This is a genomic window from Pseudomonas sp. GW821-FHT01E05 (genome assembly GCF_059422425.1).
Genome location: NZ_JBWKWW010000008.1, coordinates 198,174 through 214,800 on the forward strand (window position 1 = coordinate 198,174; position 16,627 = coordinate 214,800).

Below are 16,627 nucleotides of genomic sequence, written 5' to 3' on the forward strand. Positions count from 1 at the left end.
ATATCCGTCCCCAGGACTAATTGCCCCGCCCACCGGCGAAGGACCATTCATCCGCCGTGGTCGTGCTAATAACCACCATAACGTCCTCTGGATCAAGGCCTGGTGCCTGGTTCAACTTCTCGACCAGATGATGAAAGAAGCGCTGTTTCGTCGTGTTATCGCGGGGGCGGCCGGCGGTAAGTCTTGAGGTAAGGATCGCGCGCAATACCGAATTGCTTGCAATGATTGATGGAGGCGGCCTGGACCTGGCCTGGGAAACCGGACACATCCAGGCACGTTTTTAGCCTTGAAGCGCCTCCATCAGTACCTGCACCAATTGTCCGCCTTCTGGCGTCGCCCAGCTTCCGGCGAGTTCCGCAATCAGCTGGTTGGTTGTGGTCAGCGTCACGCCGCCTTTATCCATCCGACGCAGGGCAATGTCATCGGCCATTACGGTCGGTGAGCCACCACCATCGGCCACCACCTGAACTTCATAGCCGTCGCGCACCAGGCTCAGGGCCGGATAGACCGTGCACACGTCGTTGGTGACACCGGCAATGATGAGTTTTTTACGACCCGTAGCCTTGACGGCGGCGGCGAAGTTTTCATCGTCCATGGCGTTGACGATACCCAGGCGTTTGACGCGGGAAGCGAACTCGGCGGGCAGGATCTGCTCCAGTTCACTGAGCAGCGGTCCCTGAGCGTACTCCTCCATGCTGGAGGTCAGGACCACCGGGAGTTTCAGAATGCTGGCCGCCTTGGCGAGCATCAGCGCGTTGCGTTTGAGCTCTTCGAAGGGAATGGATTTCACCCAGCCCATGGTCCCCACCTGGTGGTCGATCAACAGCAGGGCGGCATTGTCGGCACTGAATTTTTCGTACGGCATGATGATTCTCCTGGCAGTAAGGTTGGGGCTCTAGCGCCCCGGGTTTGGGACTGTTTCGATCATTCAACGAGGTTGCAGCTTTCCGAACGCGCCACGCTGGTAGCCGTCAATGGCTTCGGCCAGCGCCTCTGAAGAGGCAAGCGCCAGCGGCCCTTGCCAATACACTGGTTGATTCAGCGGGACACCGGAAAACAGCACGGCCTTGGCGTTGCCCTTGGGTGCGCTCAACCTGACCACGCGATCGTCACGCTGCGGGAGTTTCACCGGCAGCGCGGGTTCGATGAGGCTGAAGGGGTCGCCATCGACCCACACTTCGCCGTCAATCGGCATCACGAACGCCACATGGCCTTCGGGGATCGGCACGCTGACTTCAGCGCCGTTCTCGAGAGAGATGTCCAGCACGCTCACTTCGGTGGGCACCGACATGGGTGATGACACTTGGGCGAAGCTGCCCAGTGGCACGCGCACCTTGACCCCTGGCAACCGCACCACGGGCACATCCTGGGCTTCGAGACTGAGCGCAAACGGTGCGTCCGCTTGGCGCTCCTGCGGCAAGTTGATGAAGATTTGCAGCATGTGTACCGTCTTGCCCGGCTCGGCGGGCACTTCCTCATGCACCACTCCTTTACCCGCCGCCGTCCAATGCAGCCCTCCAGGCTGAATCAGGTTGCGATTGCCCAGAGAGTCCCGGTTATCAATCCCGGTCTCGGAATCGAGAAACAGATACGACACTGCTGAAAACCCCGCATGCGGGTGTGGTGGAAAAGTTGGCCCGCTGATCCAGCCATGGTCGACCGCGAGGAAGGGGTCGATGGGCTCGGCGGACTGACCTCCCCGCAGCGTGAAAGCACGGAAGTGGTTGCCGTGATTCATACGCTGTAGTCGTGCGACGGTCGTCATGGCTGTTTCCTCAGGCGCTTTGTGCCGGGCTCATGGCCGGGTAATCGATATACCCTTGCGCGCCCGGTGCGTAGAACGTGTCTTTGTTCGGAACATTAAGCTCGGCGCCTGCACGAAAGCGCTCGGGCAGATCGGGGTTGGCGAGGAATGCGCTGCCAAAAACTGTCGCATCGGCCCGTCCCTCAGCGATCAGGGATTCGGCGGAGCGTTGGTCAAGTCCGCCACCGATCAGGTAGCTGCCGTCGAACAGTGGGCGCAACAACGCGTGGTAGTCGACGCTGGCCCCGAACAATGCGACGTGCAGATAGGCGAGATTGAGCCCACGAAGTTGCTCGACCAGATGGGTGTAGGTTTCTTGCGGCTTGGCATCGAGGATGTCGTTGAAGTTCATTTCAGGCGAGATCTTGAGGCCCACCCGATCACTACCAATCTCCATCGATACCGCGGCCAGCACGTCCAGTACAAAGCGAACACGGTTTTCAACCGATCCGCCGTACTCATCCGTGCGCTGATTGCTGCCAGTCGAGAGAAACTGTTCAGGCAGATACCCGGAAGCGGCATGCAACTCGACACCGTCGAAACCGGCCTCGATGGCCAGGCGCGCCGCCTGCCGGTAGCCCTCGATGACCGCGGCAATCTCCACCACGCTCAGCGCATGGGGGATGACGAAGTCCTGAAGGCCGGTCGCGGTCCAGGTCTGGCCGGCGGGTTTGATCGCGGAGGGTGCCTGTGGCTGGGCGCCATCAGGTAGCAGCGAAGGGTGCGAAATGCGTCCGCAGTGCATCAGCTGCATGAAGATCCGGCCGTCGCGAGCATGCACGGCCTCGGTGATCTGCTTCCACGCGGCGACCTGCTCGGCGGTTTCGATGCCTGGGGTACGGACATAGCCCTGGCCAAGCGCCACGGGGAACACGCCTTCACTGATGATCAGGCCGGCGCTGGCGCGTTGTGCGTAATAAGTCGCAACCAGTTCGCCTGGTACGCCGGCATCGTCGGCACGCGAGCGCGTCATCGGTGCCATGACCATACGATTGGAGAGGGTGTAGCGACTGATTTGGACTTGAGAAAAAAGCGAATTCATTGCGGGGCTCCTTAGTGGTGATGGAGCCATCATTGATCAATCTGAATCCGGGATAAACCGGGTAAAATTGAAATGACTGATCCACTGATGGAGCAATAGCATTGGAATTTCTGAACGATATGGCTCTGTTCGTCGAGGTCGTGAAAGCTCGCAGCTTCCGCCGAGCCGCGGAGGCGATGGGGATGCCGAACTCGACGCTGTCTCGTCGAATAAGTGGGCTGGAAAAGGCCATTGGATTACGGCTACTGCACCGCACAACGCGCAAGATCGAACTGACCGAGGCGGGTCAGCTGTACTTTGATCGATGCAAACGCATCGTCGACGAAGCCAGGCTGGCCCATGAACAGCTGGGGGAAATGCTTGCCCGACCCAGTGGCGTACTGCGTGCCTCGCTCCCGGTGGATTTCGCCAATATCTATCTGGCGCCGCTGATTGCCGAGTTTGCCCGGCTTTATCCCGGTATCAGCTTCGAGTTCGATCTGACCCCGCGTCAGGTCGATCTGGTGAGTGAGCCGGTCGATGTGGTCATTCGCATGGGAGAGCCTGCGAGTTCGAACCTGATCGCCCGTAAGCTCGCCAGTTTTCGGCGCTGTCTTTACGCCTCGCCCCACTATCTGGAACTGTCCGGTGAGCCTGCTCATCCCTCGGATCTGACCAACCACGAATGCCTGCGGTTGCGCGGGACGCGTGCTGACCGCTGGACGCTGTCAAACGATGAAGGGGCTGTGGAAGTTGAGATTGGTGGGCGATTCGAACTCAACAGTGTGGGAATGATTCGACGTTTGGCGACGCTTGATCTGGGTATCGCGCTACTAGCGGAAGGTATCGCTGCGCAAGACATTGCCAATGGAACACTGCGCAAAGTCTTGCCCCAGTGGCAAGCCACACCTATCTCGGTTTATGCCCTCACCGAGACGCGGCTGTTGCCGGCGAAAACCCAGCGATTTATCGAGTTTCTGCGCGAACGACTCGACAATGCATAGCGCTAACCTTTTGCAAAGAACGAGGCCGCTATGTCTAGTCCTGAAACAGGTTTGCCTGTTTCACTCAAACGCCCGATGCAGTGCATCGGGCGTTTTGTATTTCAGTCGAGTGTCGATTCCGACTCATCCAGGTGGTCGATATGCTTGAAGCGTTCGACCAGGAAATCAATCAGGCAGCGCACCCGCGCGGACAGGTGCAACTGTTGCGGGTAAACCGCATAGACATCCGCACGGGTCGGTGTCTGATCCTCCAGCACCAGACGCAGGCGACCACTACGCACATAACGAGCAATGTCCCATTCGGCCCGAAGCAGAATGCCGTAGCCTTCCAGCGCCCAATTCAATGCCACTTCACCGTCGTTGCAGCCTAAGGCGCCACGCACCTTGATGTTTTGCGTGCGCCCACCGTTGGTAAAACTCCACACACCGTACGGTGTTTCGTTTTGCCGCAGGAAGATGCAGTTGTGTTGCGGCAAATCCGCCAGGCGTTGAGGTACGCCGTGCTTTTCCAGGTACAGCGGCGAGGCGCATAACAAACGGCGATTGGACGCGATCTTTCGGGCGTGGAAGGCGGCATCCGGCAGCGTGCCGAAACGAATGCCCAGATCAAACCCGTGAGTCGCCAGGTCCAGCGGGTGATCGCTGATTTCCAGCTGTATTTCCACCTCGGGGTAGAGCGCGAAGAACGCGGCCAATGCCGGGCCGATGTAGCGACGACCAAACCCTAGCGATGCGTTGACGCGAATCAGGCCCTTGGGGGTTGCCCGACTGCTGCTGATCAGCTGCTCGACCTCATCGATCTGCGTCAGGATGCGAGCGGCATGTGAGAAATACAGCTCACCTTCCGAGGTCAGGCTCATCGAGCGCGTGGTGCGGTTGACCAAGCGTATCCCCAGCCGGGCTTCCAGCGCCGTCAGGCGTTTGCTCACCGCCGGCGGCGTAACACCCAGCTCTCGAGCGGTCGCAGCCAGGCTGCCCTGGTTGGCCAGCAGGTAGAAAAAAGACAAATCCAATGACTGATTCATTCGTAACTCAAAGTTATGTATGTAGTGATTTTGAGTAACTCACACCTCTTTACTCACTACATATACTCCCTTCACACCCTGCTTGGACAGACCGGTTCGACAGGCACAACAAGAACGTAACGAGAGTGGAGTTGATTGATGAGCGTATACAAAATTGCTGCGGTTCCCGGTGATGGCATTGGTGTGGAAGTGATCGCCGCAGGCGTTAAGGTGCTGCAAGCCCTGTCGAAAAAATCCGGTTTCGAACTGGACTTCAAACACTTCGACTGGAACTCCGATAACTACCTGAAAAACGGTTACTACATCCCCGAAGGTGGCCTGGAAGAACTGAAAACCTTCGACGCCATCTTCTTCGGCGCGGTCGGCGCCCTCAACGTACCGGATCACATTTCGCTCTGGGGCCTGCGCCTGCCAATCTGCCAGGGCTTCGACCAGTACGCCAACGTGCGTCCGGCTCGGGTGCTGCCTGGGGTAAAAAGCCCGCTGCACAACGGTGACCAGATCGACTGGGTGGTGGTGCGTGAAAACTCCGAGGGCGAATACTCCGGCAACGGCGGTCGCGTCCACAGAGGCCTGCCCGAAGAAGTCGCCACCGAGGTGTCCGTGTTCACCCGTGCCGGGGTTGAGCGCATTCACCGTTTTGCCTTCGAACTGGCGCAAAGCCGTCCACGCAAGCACCTGACCATGGTCACCAAGTCCAACGCCCAGCGTCACGGCATGGTGTTGTGGGACGAGATCTTCTACGAAGTCGCCAAGGATTTTCCGGACGTGAAGATCGATAAGGAGCTGGTCGACGCGGTTACCACGCGCATGGTGCTCAAACCGTCGACGCTGGACGTCATCGTCGCCACCAACCTGCACGCCGACATCCTGTCCGATCTGGCCGCAGCCCTGTCCGGCAGCCTGGGCATCGCGCCGACCGCCAACCTGAACCCATCGCGCAAATTCCCCTCGATGTTCGAACCGATCCATGGCTCGGCCTTCGACATCACCGGCAAAGGCGTCGCCAACCCGATCGCAACGTTCTGGACGGCGGCAATGATGCTCGAACACCTCGGCGAAGCGGCAGCGGCAAAACAATTGATGTCTGCCATCGAGGCCGTGACCGAAAGCGGTCTGCATACCCCTGATCTGGGCGGCAAAGCCACTACCCGGCAGATCACCGATGCGGTGATCGAGTTGATCGACCGCTGATGTTGTTCACGGATTCAAAGTAGTACTGCGGCACAACGCCAGGGGGCCGATCACCGATCCGACCCCTTGGCATTTCCTGACAACAATAAAAAATCAGGGCCCTGTCATGAAAAGAATTTTTGGCAAACTGTACGTACAAGTCCTCATCGCCGTCATCCTCGGCGCAATCGTCGGGGTGCTCGTTCCCGAAACCGGGACAGCGCTCAAACCCCTCGGCGACGCGTTCATCAAATTGATCAAGATGCTCCTCGCTCCGGTGATTTTCCTGACCGTGGTCACGGGCATTGCACGCATGGAAAGCATGAAGGAGCTGGGCCGTGTCGGTATTCGCGCGCTGCTCTACTTCGAAGTGGTATCCACACTGGCACTGGTCGTCGGTCTTGTCGTCGTCGATGTGTTCAAGCCCGGCGCAGGCATGAACATCGATGCCGCCACGCTGGACACCTCAAGTCTGGCGACCTACACCACGGCAGCGAAACACGCCTCGTTCATGGACTTTGTGATGAACATCGTCCCCGACACCATCGTGGACGCGTTCGCCAAAGGCAATGTGCTGCAAATTTTGCTGTTTTCCATCCTGCTCGGCATTGCCCTGGCACAGGTGGGGCCACGCGGAAAGGTTTTCGTTGATGCGCTGGATAGCCTGATGCAGGGCATGTTCCGCATCGTCAACATGGTCATGCGCCTGGCACCTATCGGCGCATTCGGAGCGATTGCCTTCACCATTGGCAAATACGGCTTCGGCTCGCTGTTCTCCCTCGGCAAGCTGATGGCCTGCGTGTACCTGACCTGCGCGGTGTTCGTGATCTTCGTGCTGGGCCCGATCTGCCGCTACAGCGGTTTCAGCCTGTGGAAGTTTCTGCGATTCATCAAGGAAGAGCTGCTCACCGTACTGGGCACCAGCTCCTCGGAGTCGGTGCTGCCGCAGATGATTTCCAAGATGGAAAAGGCCGGTGTTTCCAAGCCCGTGGCCGGGATGATCATTCCCTCCGGCTTGACCTTCAACCCGGACGGTCAGGCGATCTACTACACCATCGCAGCAATCTTCATTGCCCAGGCGACGAATACACCGCTCACCCTCACTGATCAATTGATCGTACTGGCTGTGCTGATGTTCACCTCCAAAGGCTCTGCGGGTGTAACCGGTTCGGGGTTCATCATTCTTGCTGCCACGTTAGCGTCGCTCGGTACCATTCCGGTGGCGGGTATGGTGCTACTGTTGGGCGTCGACCGGTTCATGTCGGAAGCGCGAGCAATCACCAACACCATCGGCAATGGCGTCGGCACCATGGCCATCGCCAAATGGGTCGGAGCGCTGGACACGGTGAAGATGAACAAGGCGCTGAATCGGGAGGTAGAAGAGGACAAGCCCGAGACGGTACAGGCAGATATCATCGCCGCGCCTTCATCGACAGCAGCCAGCACCTTGTTGCCCGGCCTTAAAAGCGCCTCTCAGGCATAAGACGTCGGGTGGTGTGTAGTTGTAGCGATCACCACCCGGAGTATTCGATTTTTGTTGATACTCAAGAGGACCAGTCCCTGAGCTCACTTCTAAAGGAATAGTATGTCGGCAAGACCGAATCAGGGTTTCGCAGGGCAGCTCATTCAACCGGTCTGGTGCGAGTGGCCGCTCGCACCGACGTGTTGAGCGCCACGGCGGCGCGAATGAGCGCCTTCAACGCGTCTTCATCAATCCTGTCGCCCTCATGGACATCAATGGCACGTCGGGTGTTGCCTTCGAGGCTGGAGTTGAAGAGACCTGAAGGATCCTCCAGCGAGGCGCCCTTGGCGAAGGTCATCTTCACGACATTCTTGTAGGTCTCACCGGTGCAGATGATTCCGCCGTGCGACCACACCGGAACCCCCCTCCACTTCCATTCCTCGACCACGTCGGGGTCGGCCTGCCGGATGAGCGTTCGGACCCGAGCAAGCGTCTCGCCCCGCCAATCACGCAGCTCCTCGATTCTCGCATCTATCAGCTGAGAGGCAGAGCCTTCCCCCTCCCCTTCCTTTGAGCCGATCTTCTGCGTCTTCATGGTGGTTGCCGCCTTCTTCATGATGGTTGTCGTCCTCGACCCTTTGCGGACAGTCCGAAGTGCCTATGAAACCAGGAGCGATTCAGTCCAGGAGCCAGGCACATTTCTATCTAGACGTTAAATATCTGCAAGAACATCCGTGTGAAACCGAACACGTGAAACTCCTCGCAGACTGCCCCGACGCATAGCGCCATGGCTGGCAGCGCAGGGGATTACTTCTGACTATCCATCGCAGCGGTCTTGATCGGCTCACGGTGTTTTCCATTCTGTACCATCGCACAGCATAGCGATAAGCCTGATCAGCAGGACTCTCATGCAGGCAAGAGCGCCTTGAAACCTTCGTGATACCTGATGACGTTCCAGCTCCCACTGGAAAGCTCAAAAGCCCCCGAGAGGATCGCGCCTGACCTCGATCAACAATAAGTGGCTGTTTTCAAACCAATTTGTGTGTTTTGGGTCTTCCCAGACGAAGCGAAAGTTGATAAATTTCCGCGCACTCCTGCAGAGGCCCTTACAGGGCTTGTCGCGAAAGGAAGCAACATCTCGATGTTGCTCGCGAGCTGCAAAGTCAGGAAGAGAGTGCTGGCCACTCGTAGCAACAGATACAGGGGCGTCGCCAAGCGGTAAGGCAGCAGGTTTTGATCCTGCCATGCGTTGGTTCGAATCCAGCCGCCCCTGCCATTTTCCTTATAGTCATCCAGGTGTAACTCAGCCGGCAGGTATTGCGCGAGTCCAGGATGATCGTCTTTACAGGGAACGCCAATGCCGATCCGGCCCGGCGTTCTTATGTCATCTTAGAATCATCTAGCCGCCCCCCTCCACCTCTCAGAGCCGGGGAAAGCGACTCTCGCCTGCTGCTAAACAGAGTTGGCGGTACGCGCCAACCAGTTGATCAAGCGTGAACGCACGATTTCGCCCACTAGGATTGGGCAGGACCCATACCGAGGCATTACCAAAGGTCTTTGACTGCAGCCCCCAGGTAATTTCTCGTTGGCCGGATAACGCGCAATACGCAGCTTTACCGAGAAAAGCCACAAAGCGTGGCGCATAGCGCGCGATCTTTTGTTCAAAATCGGCAGCGGCAGCGATAAATTCATGTAAAGACAGCTGATCCGCTCGCGCCGTAGGCCGTTCAACCACTGCCGTTAATCCACACTGATACTGCAAGATCGTCCGATCGTTTTCCGGGCGTATTTCCTGCGGCGTAAAGCCGGCGAGATGGAGTGTGCGCCAGAAGCGATTGCCTCTGCCCGCAAAATGATGCCCAAGGGCTGCGGCAGTCACTCCGGGATTAATGCCACAAAAAATCACTGCAAGATGCTCGTCAAGAATATCTTCGAGTCTTTCACCCACCATAAAAGCCTCTCATCCGCAGATCACGCCGACCGCATTGCGTGCAAGCTCCGTCAGTTCTGCGCGGGATTTGCCCGCCCGTGCACGTATCGAAATGCTGTGCAGCAGGGATGACGCGAGTACGGCAAGGGCCGCAGGGTCGACATCGCCTTTCAACTCGCCGGCATCGATTGCTGCTCGTAGACGCGTTTCGAGATCGGCATCGAGCCTGCTGAGCCGATCCGAAAGAACCTCTCGTATTTCAGAATCCTCGACAGCCTCGGTCGTCGCCGTGCCGATCGCAAAGCAGCCACGCGCTTGGCCGTCACCTGAAAAGTAGATCGACAACTGCCCCTCATAGAAACGCATCAACGCCTGGCGCAATGTCAGATCGCTGTCCGTCAGCGCCTCATGCATGGCAGCAGCGGCAAATTCCCAATACTGCTCCAGCGCCTTGATATAGAGCGCGTGCTTGTCACCGAATGCCGCATAGAGGCTTGGGCGATTCATTCCCGCCGCAGTGGCGATGCTATCCAGAGAAGCGCCGGAATATCCGGTGCTCCAGAACACACCCAGCGCTTGCTGCAGCGCTGTCTGCGGGTCATACGCGCGGGGGCGGCCTCGGCCTTTCCCCTCTGCAATCTTTTTTTGTGCCATGTTGTACAAAATCCTTGAATGAAGGTTAGCCAGTCGATATTCTTACACCATCGCACAAAATTAAGGAACCAGAAGTTCCTAAATTTCAGGTTTGTTGTAGCGGAGCTCGAACCGGGTGTTGCGGCGACGAAACAGGTGCGGCGGGGCGATCCTCCTGACCGCGCACGGGTTTGCTTTCTCACAGCAATTATTGACATCAGGGCCGCAGGCGACTTCTGCAGGCACGACTTCCCGGTTATAGGTGTACTCGATCATGACTAAACAGTTCGACATCCCAGCTTCGCAGACCTTTGAGCACCCAGGGCCGAACCCGACTGACACGCTCATCAAGAAACCGCTCAAGGAGAAATTACGACCACTGCTTATGGTGGGTTTCCCTGTCATCTTCGCTGCGGTTGGGTACGCACACTATGTGGCGGGTGAGCCCTTTGTTTCGACCGATAACGCTTACGCCCGGGTGGCGAAGGCATCGATCAACGCTCGCATTTCCGGACAAGTCGTCGAAATCGCCGTTGAAGACAATCAACCTGTTCACAAGGGCCAGGTTCTGTTTCGGATCAACCAGGAGCCGTTCCAGATCGCGGTTAACCGTGCACAAGCACAGCTGAGCGTCGCGCGGCTTCGCATCGATGGGCTCAAGGCCAGCTACCGGCAGCAGCAGGCCGAACTGCAATCGGCCAAAGAGTCGGCCGATTTCGACCAAAGGGAGTTCGCCCGCAAGAAGGCGCTTGTCGCTACCGAGTTCGTCTCGCGCGCCATTTACGAGCGCGCAGACACAGACCTTAAAGTTGCACGGCAACGAATAGCGTCTATCGAACAGCAGATCGCAAGTACCGTCGTTGCACTGAACGGCAATCCAGACATCGAAGCCGATAGTCACCCGATGGTTCGTGAGGCCAAGGCTCAGCTCGACGAGGCGCAGCTTTACCTCTCTTATGCGACGGTGTATGCGCCGGATGATGGCATCGTCGCCAAGGTCGACGATTTACAGGTTGGCAACTATGTAAACAGCGGTGCGCCAGCCTTTGCTCTTCTCTCTGATCGCCAGATTTGGGTTGAGGCCAACTTCCGCGAAACGGAGGTGACCCATATGCGTCCAGGGCAGGAAGCAACTATCAGTATCGATACTTATCCTGATCACGTATTCAAAGCCCACCTGACCAGCATGAGCCCGGGGGCCGGATCGGACTTCGCACTGCTGCCGGCCGAAAATGCGACCGGCAACTGGGTCAAGGTTGTCCAGCGGGTACCGGTTCGACTGGAACTGGATGAGGTGGATCCTGCCCTGCCCCTTTTCTCTGGCATCAGCGCCACGGTCAAGGTCGATACCGGGTATCGCACGCCCTGGTGGCACCCGCTCAAAGCGCTGTTAACTGCAGGTAACTTCTGATGAACGCCAACGCTATCGGGACCCCGGGGGGAGATGGTGCGCGCACGCTGCGGTTCGCCGTTCTGCTCGCGACCTATATGCAGTCTGCGAACCTGCCTGTGCCGAATGCGGCACTCAGGTTTATTCAGGGCACCTTGTCAATGACCGACGACGAGGCTGGCTGGGTATTCACGTCATACCTCGCTGCGAGCGCCATCACCATGCCGATTGCGCAGTGGCTCACCGCACGCTTTGGCTTGAAGGTTGTGTATCAAGCCGCGATAGCCATCTTCGTCCTTGGCTTGCTGCTCGCTACGGTTGCAACGACCCCACTGGAATTTGTCGGCGCGCGTATTATTCAAGGCGCCGCGAGTGGCGTGCTGGCACCGCTCTCGATGGCGATCGCAATGGAGACATTGCCACCTGCGCGGCGTGCAAAATTTGGCGCGGTGTTCACGGCCATCGTGCTCTTGGGCATCGCCAGCGCCCCGAGTATCGGTGGTTGGGTCAGCGAGTATTACGGATGGCGCTCGATCTTCTACATCAGCCTTCCGCTGTCGGCGTTTATCTTCCTCGTGGTGGCGTTTTTGCTTGCCGAGAAAAAGGCCGAGAAAAGTCCGCCTTTTGACTTCTTCGGCGTCGGCACCTTCACGCTGGGCATGATCGGCCTGCAAATGCTCCTCGACCGCGGTGAACGCCTGGACTGGTTCGCCTCGCCCGAGATCTGGATCGAAGCGCTGGCATGTGCGCTGGGGCTCTACCTGTTCCTTGTACATGTGCTGACCGCGAAGGTGCATTTCCTCAACAAGCGTTTGTTCAAAGACCGTAACTTCGTACTGTCGACGGTCATCTTTTTCGCACTCGGTTTCGTGCTGTTGCCGACTATGGCACTGACTTCCCCGATGCTGGATGAACTGCTCGGGTACCCGCCTGTCACCACAGGCTGCATGACGATACCGCGAGGTGTGGGGCTCGTAGGTGCATTCATGCTGATGAGCCGTGTTCCCGCGCATATCGACCACCGAGCCTTCGTTGCGCTGGCCGTAGCAGTAGTGATTTTCGCCAACTGGCTGATGCTTGGCTATTCGCCTCTGATGGACTGGTGGCCCGTGGCGGTTGCCGGTGCAATCCAGGGTATCGGCCTCGGTGTCTTGATGCCGTCGATCACCAAGGTGGCGTTCAGCACGCTCGACCCCAAGTTCCGCCCGGAAGGTACCGGTTTGTTCAATCTGTCACGTGTTTACGGAAGCACGATCGGCGTTGCGGTCGTGCAAACGCTCTTCTTCAACAATACGCAAGCGATGCACATGGCGCTTGCAAGCAATCTGACGCCCTATCGCGCCGCTGCACACTCCGTGACAGCCTCGACGCACTTGCCAGCACTGGCGGGGCTCAACGAAATGATTACCGGCCAGGCGGCTTTTATCGCCATTAACGACCAGTTCAAGATTTTGATGTTGGCGATGCTGGTGGTGAGCCCGCTGGTTATCTTTCTTCGCAAACCCGTTCCGACCAACTAGTTTTCGTGGAGTCTACCAAATGAAATCTAATGCGCTGGTAATCAACAGACATCTGTTCCAAACGAAGGTCGGTGCGGTGTTAGCTCTTATGTTGCTGTCCGCCTGTACCGTCGGCCCTGACTATAAAACGCCTGCGCAGAGCCTGTCGCAGCACTATGATCAACAGGCCGAGCAGCGTCTTGGCCAGAGCGGCAACAAGCCCGGTGAACAGCACATTGAGCTTGGCAAGAAGGTCAGCGGTGAATGGTGGTCTGCCTTTCATTCGCCGAAGCTCGACCAGGTTGTACGTCGGGCAATTGACGGCAATCTTGAGCTCGTAGCTGCAGACGCGACGATCCGGCAAGCGGCCTCCTCCGTCGCCGCGGCGGAAGGTGCACTTTATCCGCAGGTCGATTTTGGCGCTCAGGCTGGCCGCCAACGGGTACACAACGCGAAAGAGCCTTCCATCTCCAATTTCTATGCGATTGGGCCCCGGGTCGGCTTCGACCTTGACGCATTCGGCGGTAACAAGCGGCGGGTCGAGCAGCAGGAAGCGTTTACCGATCTGCAGAAGCATCGATACGAAGCGGCGTACCTCACTCTGACTGGCGATGTCGCGAGCCAAGCGTTGTTGGTTGCCTCTGCAAACGCGCAGATGGAAGCCGTCGAGAAGCTGCTCGCCAATGACGCAAAGAACCTCGAACTCGTGCGCATGGCGCACATCAATGGCACCACCACGCAGATCGACGTTTCGCTGGCCGAGACACGGCTCGCTCAGGACCGCACGCTGTTGCCGCCCCTCGCCCAGCAACGTGATTCGGCCCGACACGCTCTGTCGATTCTGACGGGAAAAGGCCCTGGGGACTGGATCGCGCCTGACTTCAATCTTGCCGAGTTTGCCTTGCCGTCAAACGTGCCAGTCAGCTTGCCCTCGGAAATGGCCCACGACCGGCCCGATGTACTGCAAGCAGAGGCTGAACTGCACATGGCCAATGCCGCAGTTGGCGTCGCGACAGCGAACCTCTATCCCCATGTAACGCTGTCCGCGTCGCTTGCACAGGCCGCTTCAGGCAATGGCGGCGCCGCACTCTGGGGCCTGGCTGCGGGGCTGGCGGGTCCGATCTTCGATGGTGGAACGCTCAAAGCTGAACGTCAGGCTGCAGTCGACGGCTACAAGGCGACTCTTGCCGGCTACCAACAGACCGTCATTACATCGTTCGGTCAGGTCGCAGACACACTGCAGGCAATAAACCATGACGCCGAGGAAAACCAGGCGCAGGAGGATGCGTTACGCGCGGCCGAAACGAGTTTTCGGTTGAATCAACAAGCCTACGCGCAAGGCGAGAACAGCATTCTCCAGGTGCTGGAGGCCGAACGTGCCTATGAGCAGGCGTTACTGGGTCAAATCAAAGTGAAGACCGCGCAGTATCTCGACACAGTGCGGCTGTTTGTGGCGCTCGGCGGTAATAGCGTCGGTGTTTTTGAGCAACGAGTTGCCAGTCGCTAAGAGCGCAAAACCTCCTATCAATAGCGGCGGCGTTTTTTCAAAACTTGTCTAGCGCCGTCCACTGGTTTTTTATCTGTCCATCTGCGTTTTACGAGAGGCCACTACCGCCATTGCGGCTGTGGCCCCAGACATCGGAGTAAAGACATGTCATACGAAGCGTTTCACGATGCACTTCGCGATACAAGATTTCCTCTTAGACACGGATCGGGTGAGATGCCGGCCGTTGGATTTGGCACGTTATTCCGGGATCTGACCGTTACAACCCAAGCAGTCAAGCACGCGCTGGAAACAGGATTTCGTCATTTCGATTGTGCAGAACGCTATCGAAACGAGGAGATGGTCGGCGTTGCTATACAAGAAGTTCTGGGGGCGGGTAAGGTCCGGCGAGAGGACGTGTTTATTACCACGAAACTGTGGAACACCAACCATCGCCCCGAGCGGGTTTTACCGGCTTTTGAAGCAAGCTGCCGACGACTTCAAGTTGATTATATCGATTGCTATCTCATCCACACGCCCTTTGCCTTTCAACCCGGTGAGAACCAGGACCCAAGAGACGAACAGGGTCAAGTCATCTACGACTCAGGCGTGACGTTGATAGAGACCTGGAGAGCACTTGAGCGCCTCATGGATGAAGGCCGGTGCAAGTCCATCGGCTTGTCTGATATCACGTTGGAGGCTTTACAAGAGATTGTCGCAGTGGCCCGGATAAAACCCGCCGTCGTGCAGGTCGAATCCCACCCTTATCTGCCTGAGTGGGAGCTCCTTGAATTTTGTCAGCAGCATGGAATTATCGTCCTTGCCTTTGCGCCACTCGGACATGGCATGGAACCGAACGTACTGGAAGACTCCGTGATTACAGGGATCGCTCGGCGCTTGCAGAGGACCCCGGCTCAAGTTGCATTGGCCTGGTCTGTACAGCGCGGAGTCGCTTTCCTGACCACTTCGGCAAACCCGAGCCATATCAAGGAAAACTTTGATATTTCTACCCTGCCTCATAGAGCCATGCGTGAAATTCAGGAAGATATTAGGACCAGGGTACGGTTTAACTCGGTTGTGGAAACCGGTGTGCCTGGATTTATTCCACGGAAAAAGTAACGCTCGACAAGGGGGGGCGGTCTGCTGCATGGCCGCCCCTTTTTATCCATGCGAACAAGTCTTCACGCGAGACATGCTCAGAGAGCATGCTGATATTTTTTTACTGACCCACCTGAGGTGGAAACGATGGACATTTTCCAAACCATGCGTTGTTTCGTTGCTGTCGCTCAGAGCGGCAGCTTTACGGCGGCGGCTGAGGTATTGGACACCACCACAACCAACGTTTCCAAAGCTGTCTCCAGTCTGGAGGCCAGGCTTCAAACACGCCTGATCAACCGCACGACCCGACGCCTGGCGTTGACCGAAGCAGGTGCGCGCTATTTGCAACGATGCGAGAAAATTCTTGACGAGGTACGTGAAGCCGATGAGGAAGCGGGTACCGCTCACGTCATGCCGGTTGGCAGGCTGAAGATTCACGCTATGGGAGCCATTGGTAATCATTATGTAATCGACGCCATTGCCAAGTATAGAGAGACTCATCCCTCGGTAATGTTTGATTTGACACTGACTAATCGGCTACCTGACTTGCTGGAGGAAGGATATGACATATCGATTGTTTTGGCGCGGGATCTACCCGATTCAGGGTTTGTAGCTCAGCGGCTCGGCATCACTTACAGTATTCTCTGCGCCTCGCCAGCATACCTGAAGAAACGCGGGATCCCCGATTCTCCGGGTTCCCTTTGCTCACATGATTGTTTGAGAATTGTTAATACGATAATGCCGGTTGAAAACTGGGCATTTGAGGGGCCCGAAGGCGTAGAGACAGTCAACATCCCATTGTCTCCCTTGCACATCAACACCGCCGATGGCATGACCGTCGCTATAACAAATGGGATGGGTATCGGTGTTCAGCCTATTGCTTCTGCAGTCGCCGGCCTCAGGGCGGGCACGTTAGTGCGCGTACTGCCAGACTATCATTTTGAAGAGTTTAATTTATTTGCAATATACCCATCACGAAAGTTCGTGGATGCAAAAATAAGGACATGGGTAGAGTTTCTTAAGGATTACATTCCGGGCTTGTTGGCATCCGATGAAAAAATCGTAGGCTCATCAAAAAAACGATAACAGCTTTTGAATTCGCTAG

General features: G+C 57.2%; 15 protein-coding genes, 1 tRNA gene and 3 pseudogenes. 11 read left to right on the top strand and 8 right to left on the bottom strand.

Annotated features, from left to right (window positions below; genetic code table 11):
- Nucleotides 1-16 precede the first annotated feature (16 nt).
- Nucleotides 17-181 (bottom strand): annotated as a pseudogene (locus AC07W5_RS19260) (tautomerase family protein); the annotation flags it as partial.
- Between AC07W5_RS19260 and AC07W5_RS19265 the strand changes: the two are divergent.
- Nucleotides 171-266 (top strand): annotated as a pseudogene (locus tag AC07W5_RS19265) (LysR family transcriptional regulator); the annotation flags it as partial. The pseudogenes AC07W5_RS19260 and AC07W5_RS19265 overlap by 11 nt on opposite strands.
- Before the next feature lie 14 nt (nt 267-280).
- Here AC07W5_RS19265 and AC07W5_RS19270 read toward each other — a convergent pair.
- The 3 genes from AC07W5_RS19270 to AC07W5_RS19280 form a co-directional block, all read right to left on the bottom strand.
- The gene (locus AC07W5_RS19270; RefSeq protein ID WP_494993024.1) at nt 281-865 is read right to left on the bottom strand and encodes an isochorismatase family protein; all 585 of its coding nucleotides are present in this window, start codon (nt 863-865) and stop codon (nt 281-283) included.
- A 63-nt stretch (nt 866-928) separates the two neighbouring features.
- Nucleotides 929-1,765: a pirin family protein gene (locus AC07W5_RS19275; protein WP_495012405.1), complete on the bottom strand. Its 837-nt coding sequence runs from the start codon at nt 1,763-1,765 to the stop codon at nt 929-931.
- Nucleotides 1,766-1,775: 10 nt separating this feature from the next.
- On the bottom strand, nt 1,776-2,846 hold the full coding sequence (locus tag AC07W5_RS19280; protein WP_495024119.1) for an alkene reductase: 1,071 nt from the start codon (nt 2,844-2,846) through the stop codon (nt 1,776-1,778).
- A gap of 101 nt (nt 2,847-2,947) precedes the next feature.
- On the opposite strand from AC07W5_RS19280, the gene AC07W5_RS19285 reads away from it, so the two are divergent.
- Nucleotides 2,948-3,829 carry a LysR family transcriptional regulator gene (locus AC07W5_RS19285; protein WP_495024120.1) on the top strand — a complete coding sequence of 294 codons (882 nt, stop codon included), beginning with the start codon at nt 2,948-2,950 and terminating at the stop codon, nt 3,827-3,829.
- Between the two features lie 101 nt (nt 3,830-3,930).
- On the opposite strand, the gene AC07W5_RS19290 is transcribed toward AC07W5_RS19285, so the two are convergent.
- Nucleotides 3,931-4,854 carry a LysR family transcriptional regulator gene (locus AC07W5_RS19290; RefSeq protein ID WP_494993028.1) on the bottom strand — a complete coding sequence of 308 codons (924 nt, stop codon included), beginning with the start codon at nt 4,852-4,854 and terminating at the stop codon, nt 3,931-3,933.
- Between the two features lie 138 nt (nt 4,855-4,992).
- On the opposite strand from AC07W5_RS19290, the gene AC07W5_RS19295 reads away from it, so the two are divergent.
- Both AC07W5_RS19295 and AC07W5_RS19300 read left to right on the top strand, forming a co-directional pair.
- Nucleotides 4,993-6,048 carry a tartrate dehydrogenase gene (locus tag AC07W5_RS19295; protein WP_495024121.1) on the top strand — a complete coding sequence of 352 codons (1,056 nt, stop codon included), beginning with the start codon at nt 4,993-4,995 and terminating at the stop codon, nt 6,046-6,048.
- 106 nt (nt 6,049-6,154) lie between these two features.
- Entirely contained in the window at nt 6,155-7,510 is a 1,356-nt protein-coding gene (locus AC07W5_RS19300) for a dicarboxylate/amino acid:cation symporter (RefSeq protein WP_495024122.1), read from the top strand.
- Nucleotides 7,511-7,649: 139 nt separating this feature from the next.
- On the opposite strand, the gene AC07W5_RS19305 is transcribed toward AC07W5_RS19300, so the two are convergent.
- Nucleotides 7,650-8,084, bottom strand: a complete 435-nt coding sequence (locus tag AC07W5_RS19305; protein WP_495024186.1) for a DUF1801 domain-containing protein — start codon at nt 8,082-8,084, stop codon at nt 7,650-7,652.
- Between the two features lie 444 nt (nt 8,085-8,528).
- Here AC07W5_RS19305 and AC07W5_RS19310 point away from each other — a divergent pair.
- Nucleotides 8,529-8,711: pseudogene (locus tag AC07W5_RS19310) on the top strand (hypothetical protein); the annotation flags it as partial.
- Nucleotides 8,691-8,765: transfer RNA gene (locus tag AC07W5_RS19315), tRNA-Gln, on the top strand. The pseudogene AC07W5_RS19310 and the gene AC07W5_RS19315, both read left to right, overlap by 21 nt.
- A 144-nt stretch (nt 8,766-8,909) precedes the next feature.
- Here AC07W5_RS19315 and mug read toward each other — a convergent pair.
- Nucleotides 8,910-9,437, bottom strand: coding sequence for a G/U mismatch-specific DNA glycosylase (gene mug, locus AC07W5_RS19320; RefSeq protein WP_494993098.1), 528 nt, complete (start codon nt 9,435-9,437; stop codon nt 8,910-8,912).
- A gap of 12 nt (nt 9,438-9,449) precedes the next feature.
- Nucleotides 9,450-10,073, bottom strand: coding sequence for a TetR/AcrR family transcriptional regulator (locus AC07W5_RS19325; protein ID WP_495024123.1), 624 nt, complete (start codon nt 10,071-10,073; stop codon nt 9,450-9,452).
- Between the two features lie 253 nt (nt 10,074-10,326).
- Here AC07W5_RS19325 and AC07W5_RS19330 point away from each other — a divergent pair, with 253 nt between their 5' ends.
- The 5 genes from AC07W5_RS19330 (at nt 10,327) to AC07W5_RS19350 (ending at nt 16,608) form a co-directional block, all read left to right on the top strand.
- Nucleotides 10,327-11,463, top strand: coding sequence for an HlyD family secretion protein (locus tag AC07W5_RS19330; RefSeq protein WP_495024124.1), 1,137 nt, complete (start codon nt 10,327-10,329; stop codon nt 11,461-11,463).
- Entirely contained in the window at nt 11,463-12,962 is a 1,500-nt protein-coding gene (locus AC07W5_RS19335) for a DHA2 family efflux MFS transporter permease subunit (protein ID WP_495024125.1), read from the top strand. Before AC07W5_RS19330 ends, AC07W5_RS19335 begins: the two co-directional genes overlap by 1 nt.
- A 19-nt stretch (nt 12,963-12,981) precedes the next feature.
- Entirely contained in the window at nt 12,982-14,448 is a 1,467-nt protein-coding gene (locus AC07W5_RS19340) for an efflux transporter outer membrane subunit (protein WP_495024126.1), read from the top strand.
- A gap of 144 nt (nt 14,449-14,592) precedes the next feature.
- The gene (locus AC07W5_RS19345) at nt 14,593-15,543 is read left to right on the top strand and encodes an aldo/keto reductase (RefSeq protein ID WP_495024127.1); all 951 of its coding nucleotides are present in this window, start codon (nt 14,593-14,595) and stop codon (nt 15,541-15,543) included.
- 126 nt (nt 15,544-15,669) lie between these two features.
- Nucleotides 15,670-16,608 carry a LysR family transcriptional regulator gene (locus AC07W5_RS19350; RefSeq protein WP_495024128.1) on the top strand — a complete coding sequence of 313 codons (939 nt, stop codon included), beginning with the start codon at nt 15,670-15,672 and terminating at the stop codon, nt 16,606-16,608.
- The last annotated feature ends 19 nt before the right edge of the window (nt 16,609-16,627 follow it).

Bases quoted from the DNA above. Each gene is read 5' to 3' on its own strand.
- AC07W5_RS19300 (WP_495024122.1), top strand. From the start codon at position 6,155: ATGAAAAGAATTTTTGGCAAACTGTACGTACAAGTCCTCATCGCCGTC.
- AC07W5_RS19270 (WP_494993024.1), bottom strand. From the start codon at position 865: ATGCCGTACGAAAAATTCAGTGCCGACAATGCCGCCCTGCTGTTGATC.
- AC07W5_RS19305 (WP_495024186.1), bottom strand. From the start codon at position 8,084: ATGAAGACGCAGAAGATCGGCTCAAAGGAAGGGGAGGGGGAAGGCTCT.
- AC07W5_RS19280 (WP_495024119.1), bottom strand. From the start codon at position 2,846: ATGAATTCGCTTTTTTCTCAAGTCCAAATCAGTCGCTACACCCTCTCC.
- AC07W5_RS19340 (WP_495024126.1), top strand. From the start codon at position 12,982: ATGAAATCTAATGCGCTGGTAATCAACAGACATCTGTTCCAAACGAAG.
- AC07W5_RS19345 (WP_495024127.1), top strand. From the start codon at position 14,593: ATGTCATACGAAGCGTTTCACGATGCACTTCGCGATACAAGATTTCCT.
- AC07W5_RS19275 (WP_495012405.1), bottom strand. From the start codon at position 1,765: ATGACGACCGTCGCACGACTACAGCGTATGAATCACGGCAACCACTTC.
- AC07W5_RS19330 (WP_495024124.1), top strand. From the start codon at position 10,327: ATGACTAAACAGTTCGACATCCCAGCTTCGCAGACCTTTGAGCACCCA.
- AC07W5_RS19335 (WP_495024125.1), top strand. From the start codon at position 11,463: ATGAACGCCAACGCTATCGGGACCCCGGGGGGAGATGGTGCGCGCACG.
- AC07W5_RS19290 (WP_494993028.1), bottom strand. From the start codon at position 4,854: ATGAATCAGTCATTGGATTTGTCTTTTTTCTACCTGCTGGCCAACCAG.
- AC07W5_RS19325 (WP_495024123.1), bottom strand. From the start codon at position 10,073: ATGGCACAAAAAAAGATTGCAGAGGGGAAAGGCCGAGGCCGCCCCCGC.
- AC07W5_RS19350 (WP_495024128.1), top strand. From the start codon at position 15,670: ATGGACATTTTCCAAACCATGCGTTGTTTCGTTGCTGTCGCTCAGAGC.
- AC07W5_RS19295 (WP_495024121.1), top strand. From the start codon at position 4,993: ATGAGCGTATACAAAATTGCTGCGGTTCCCGGTGATGGCATTGGTGTG.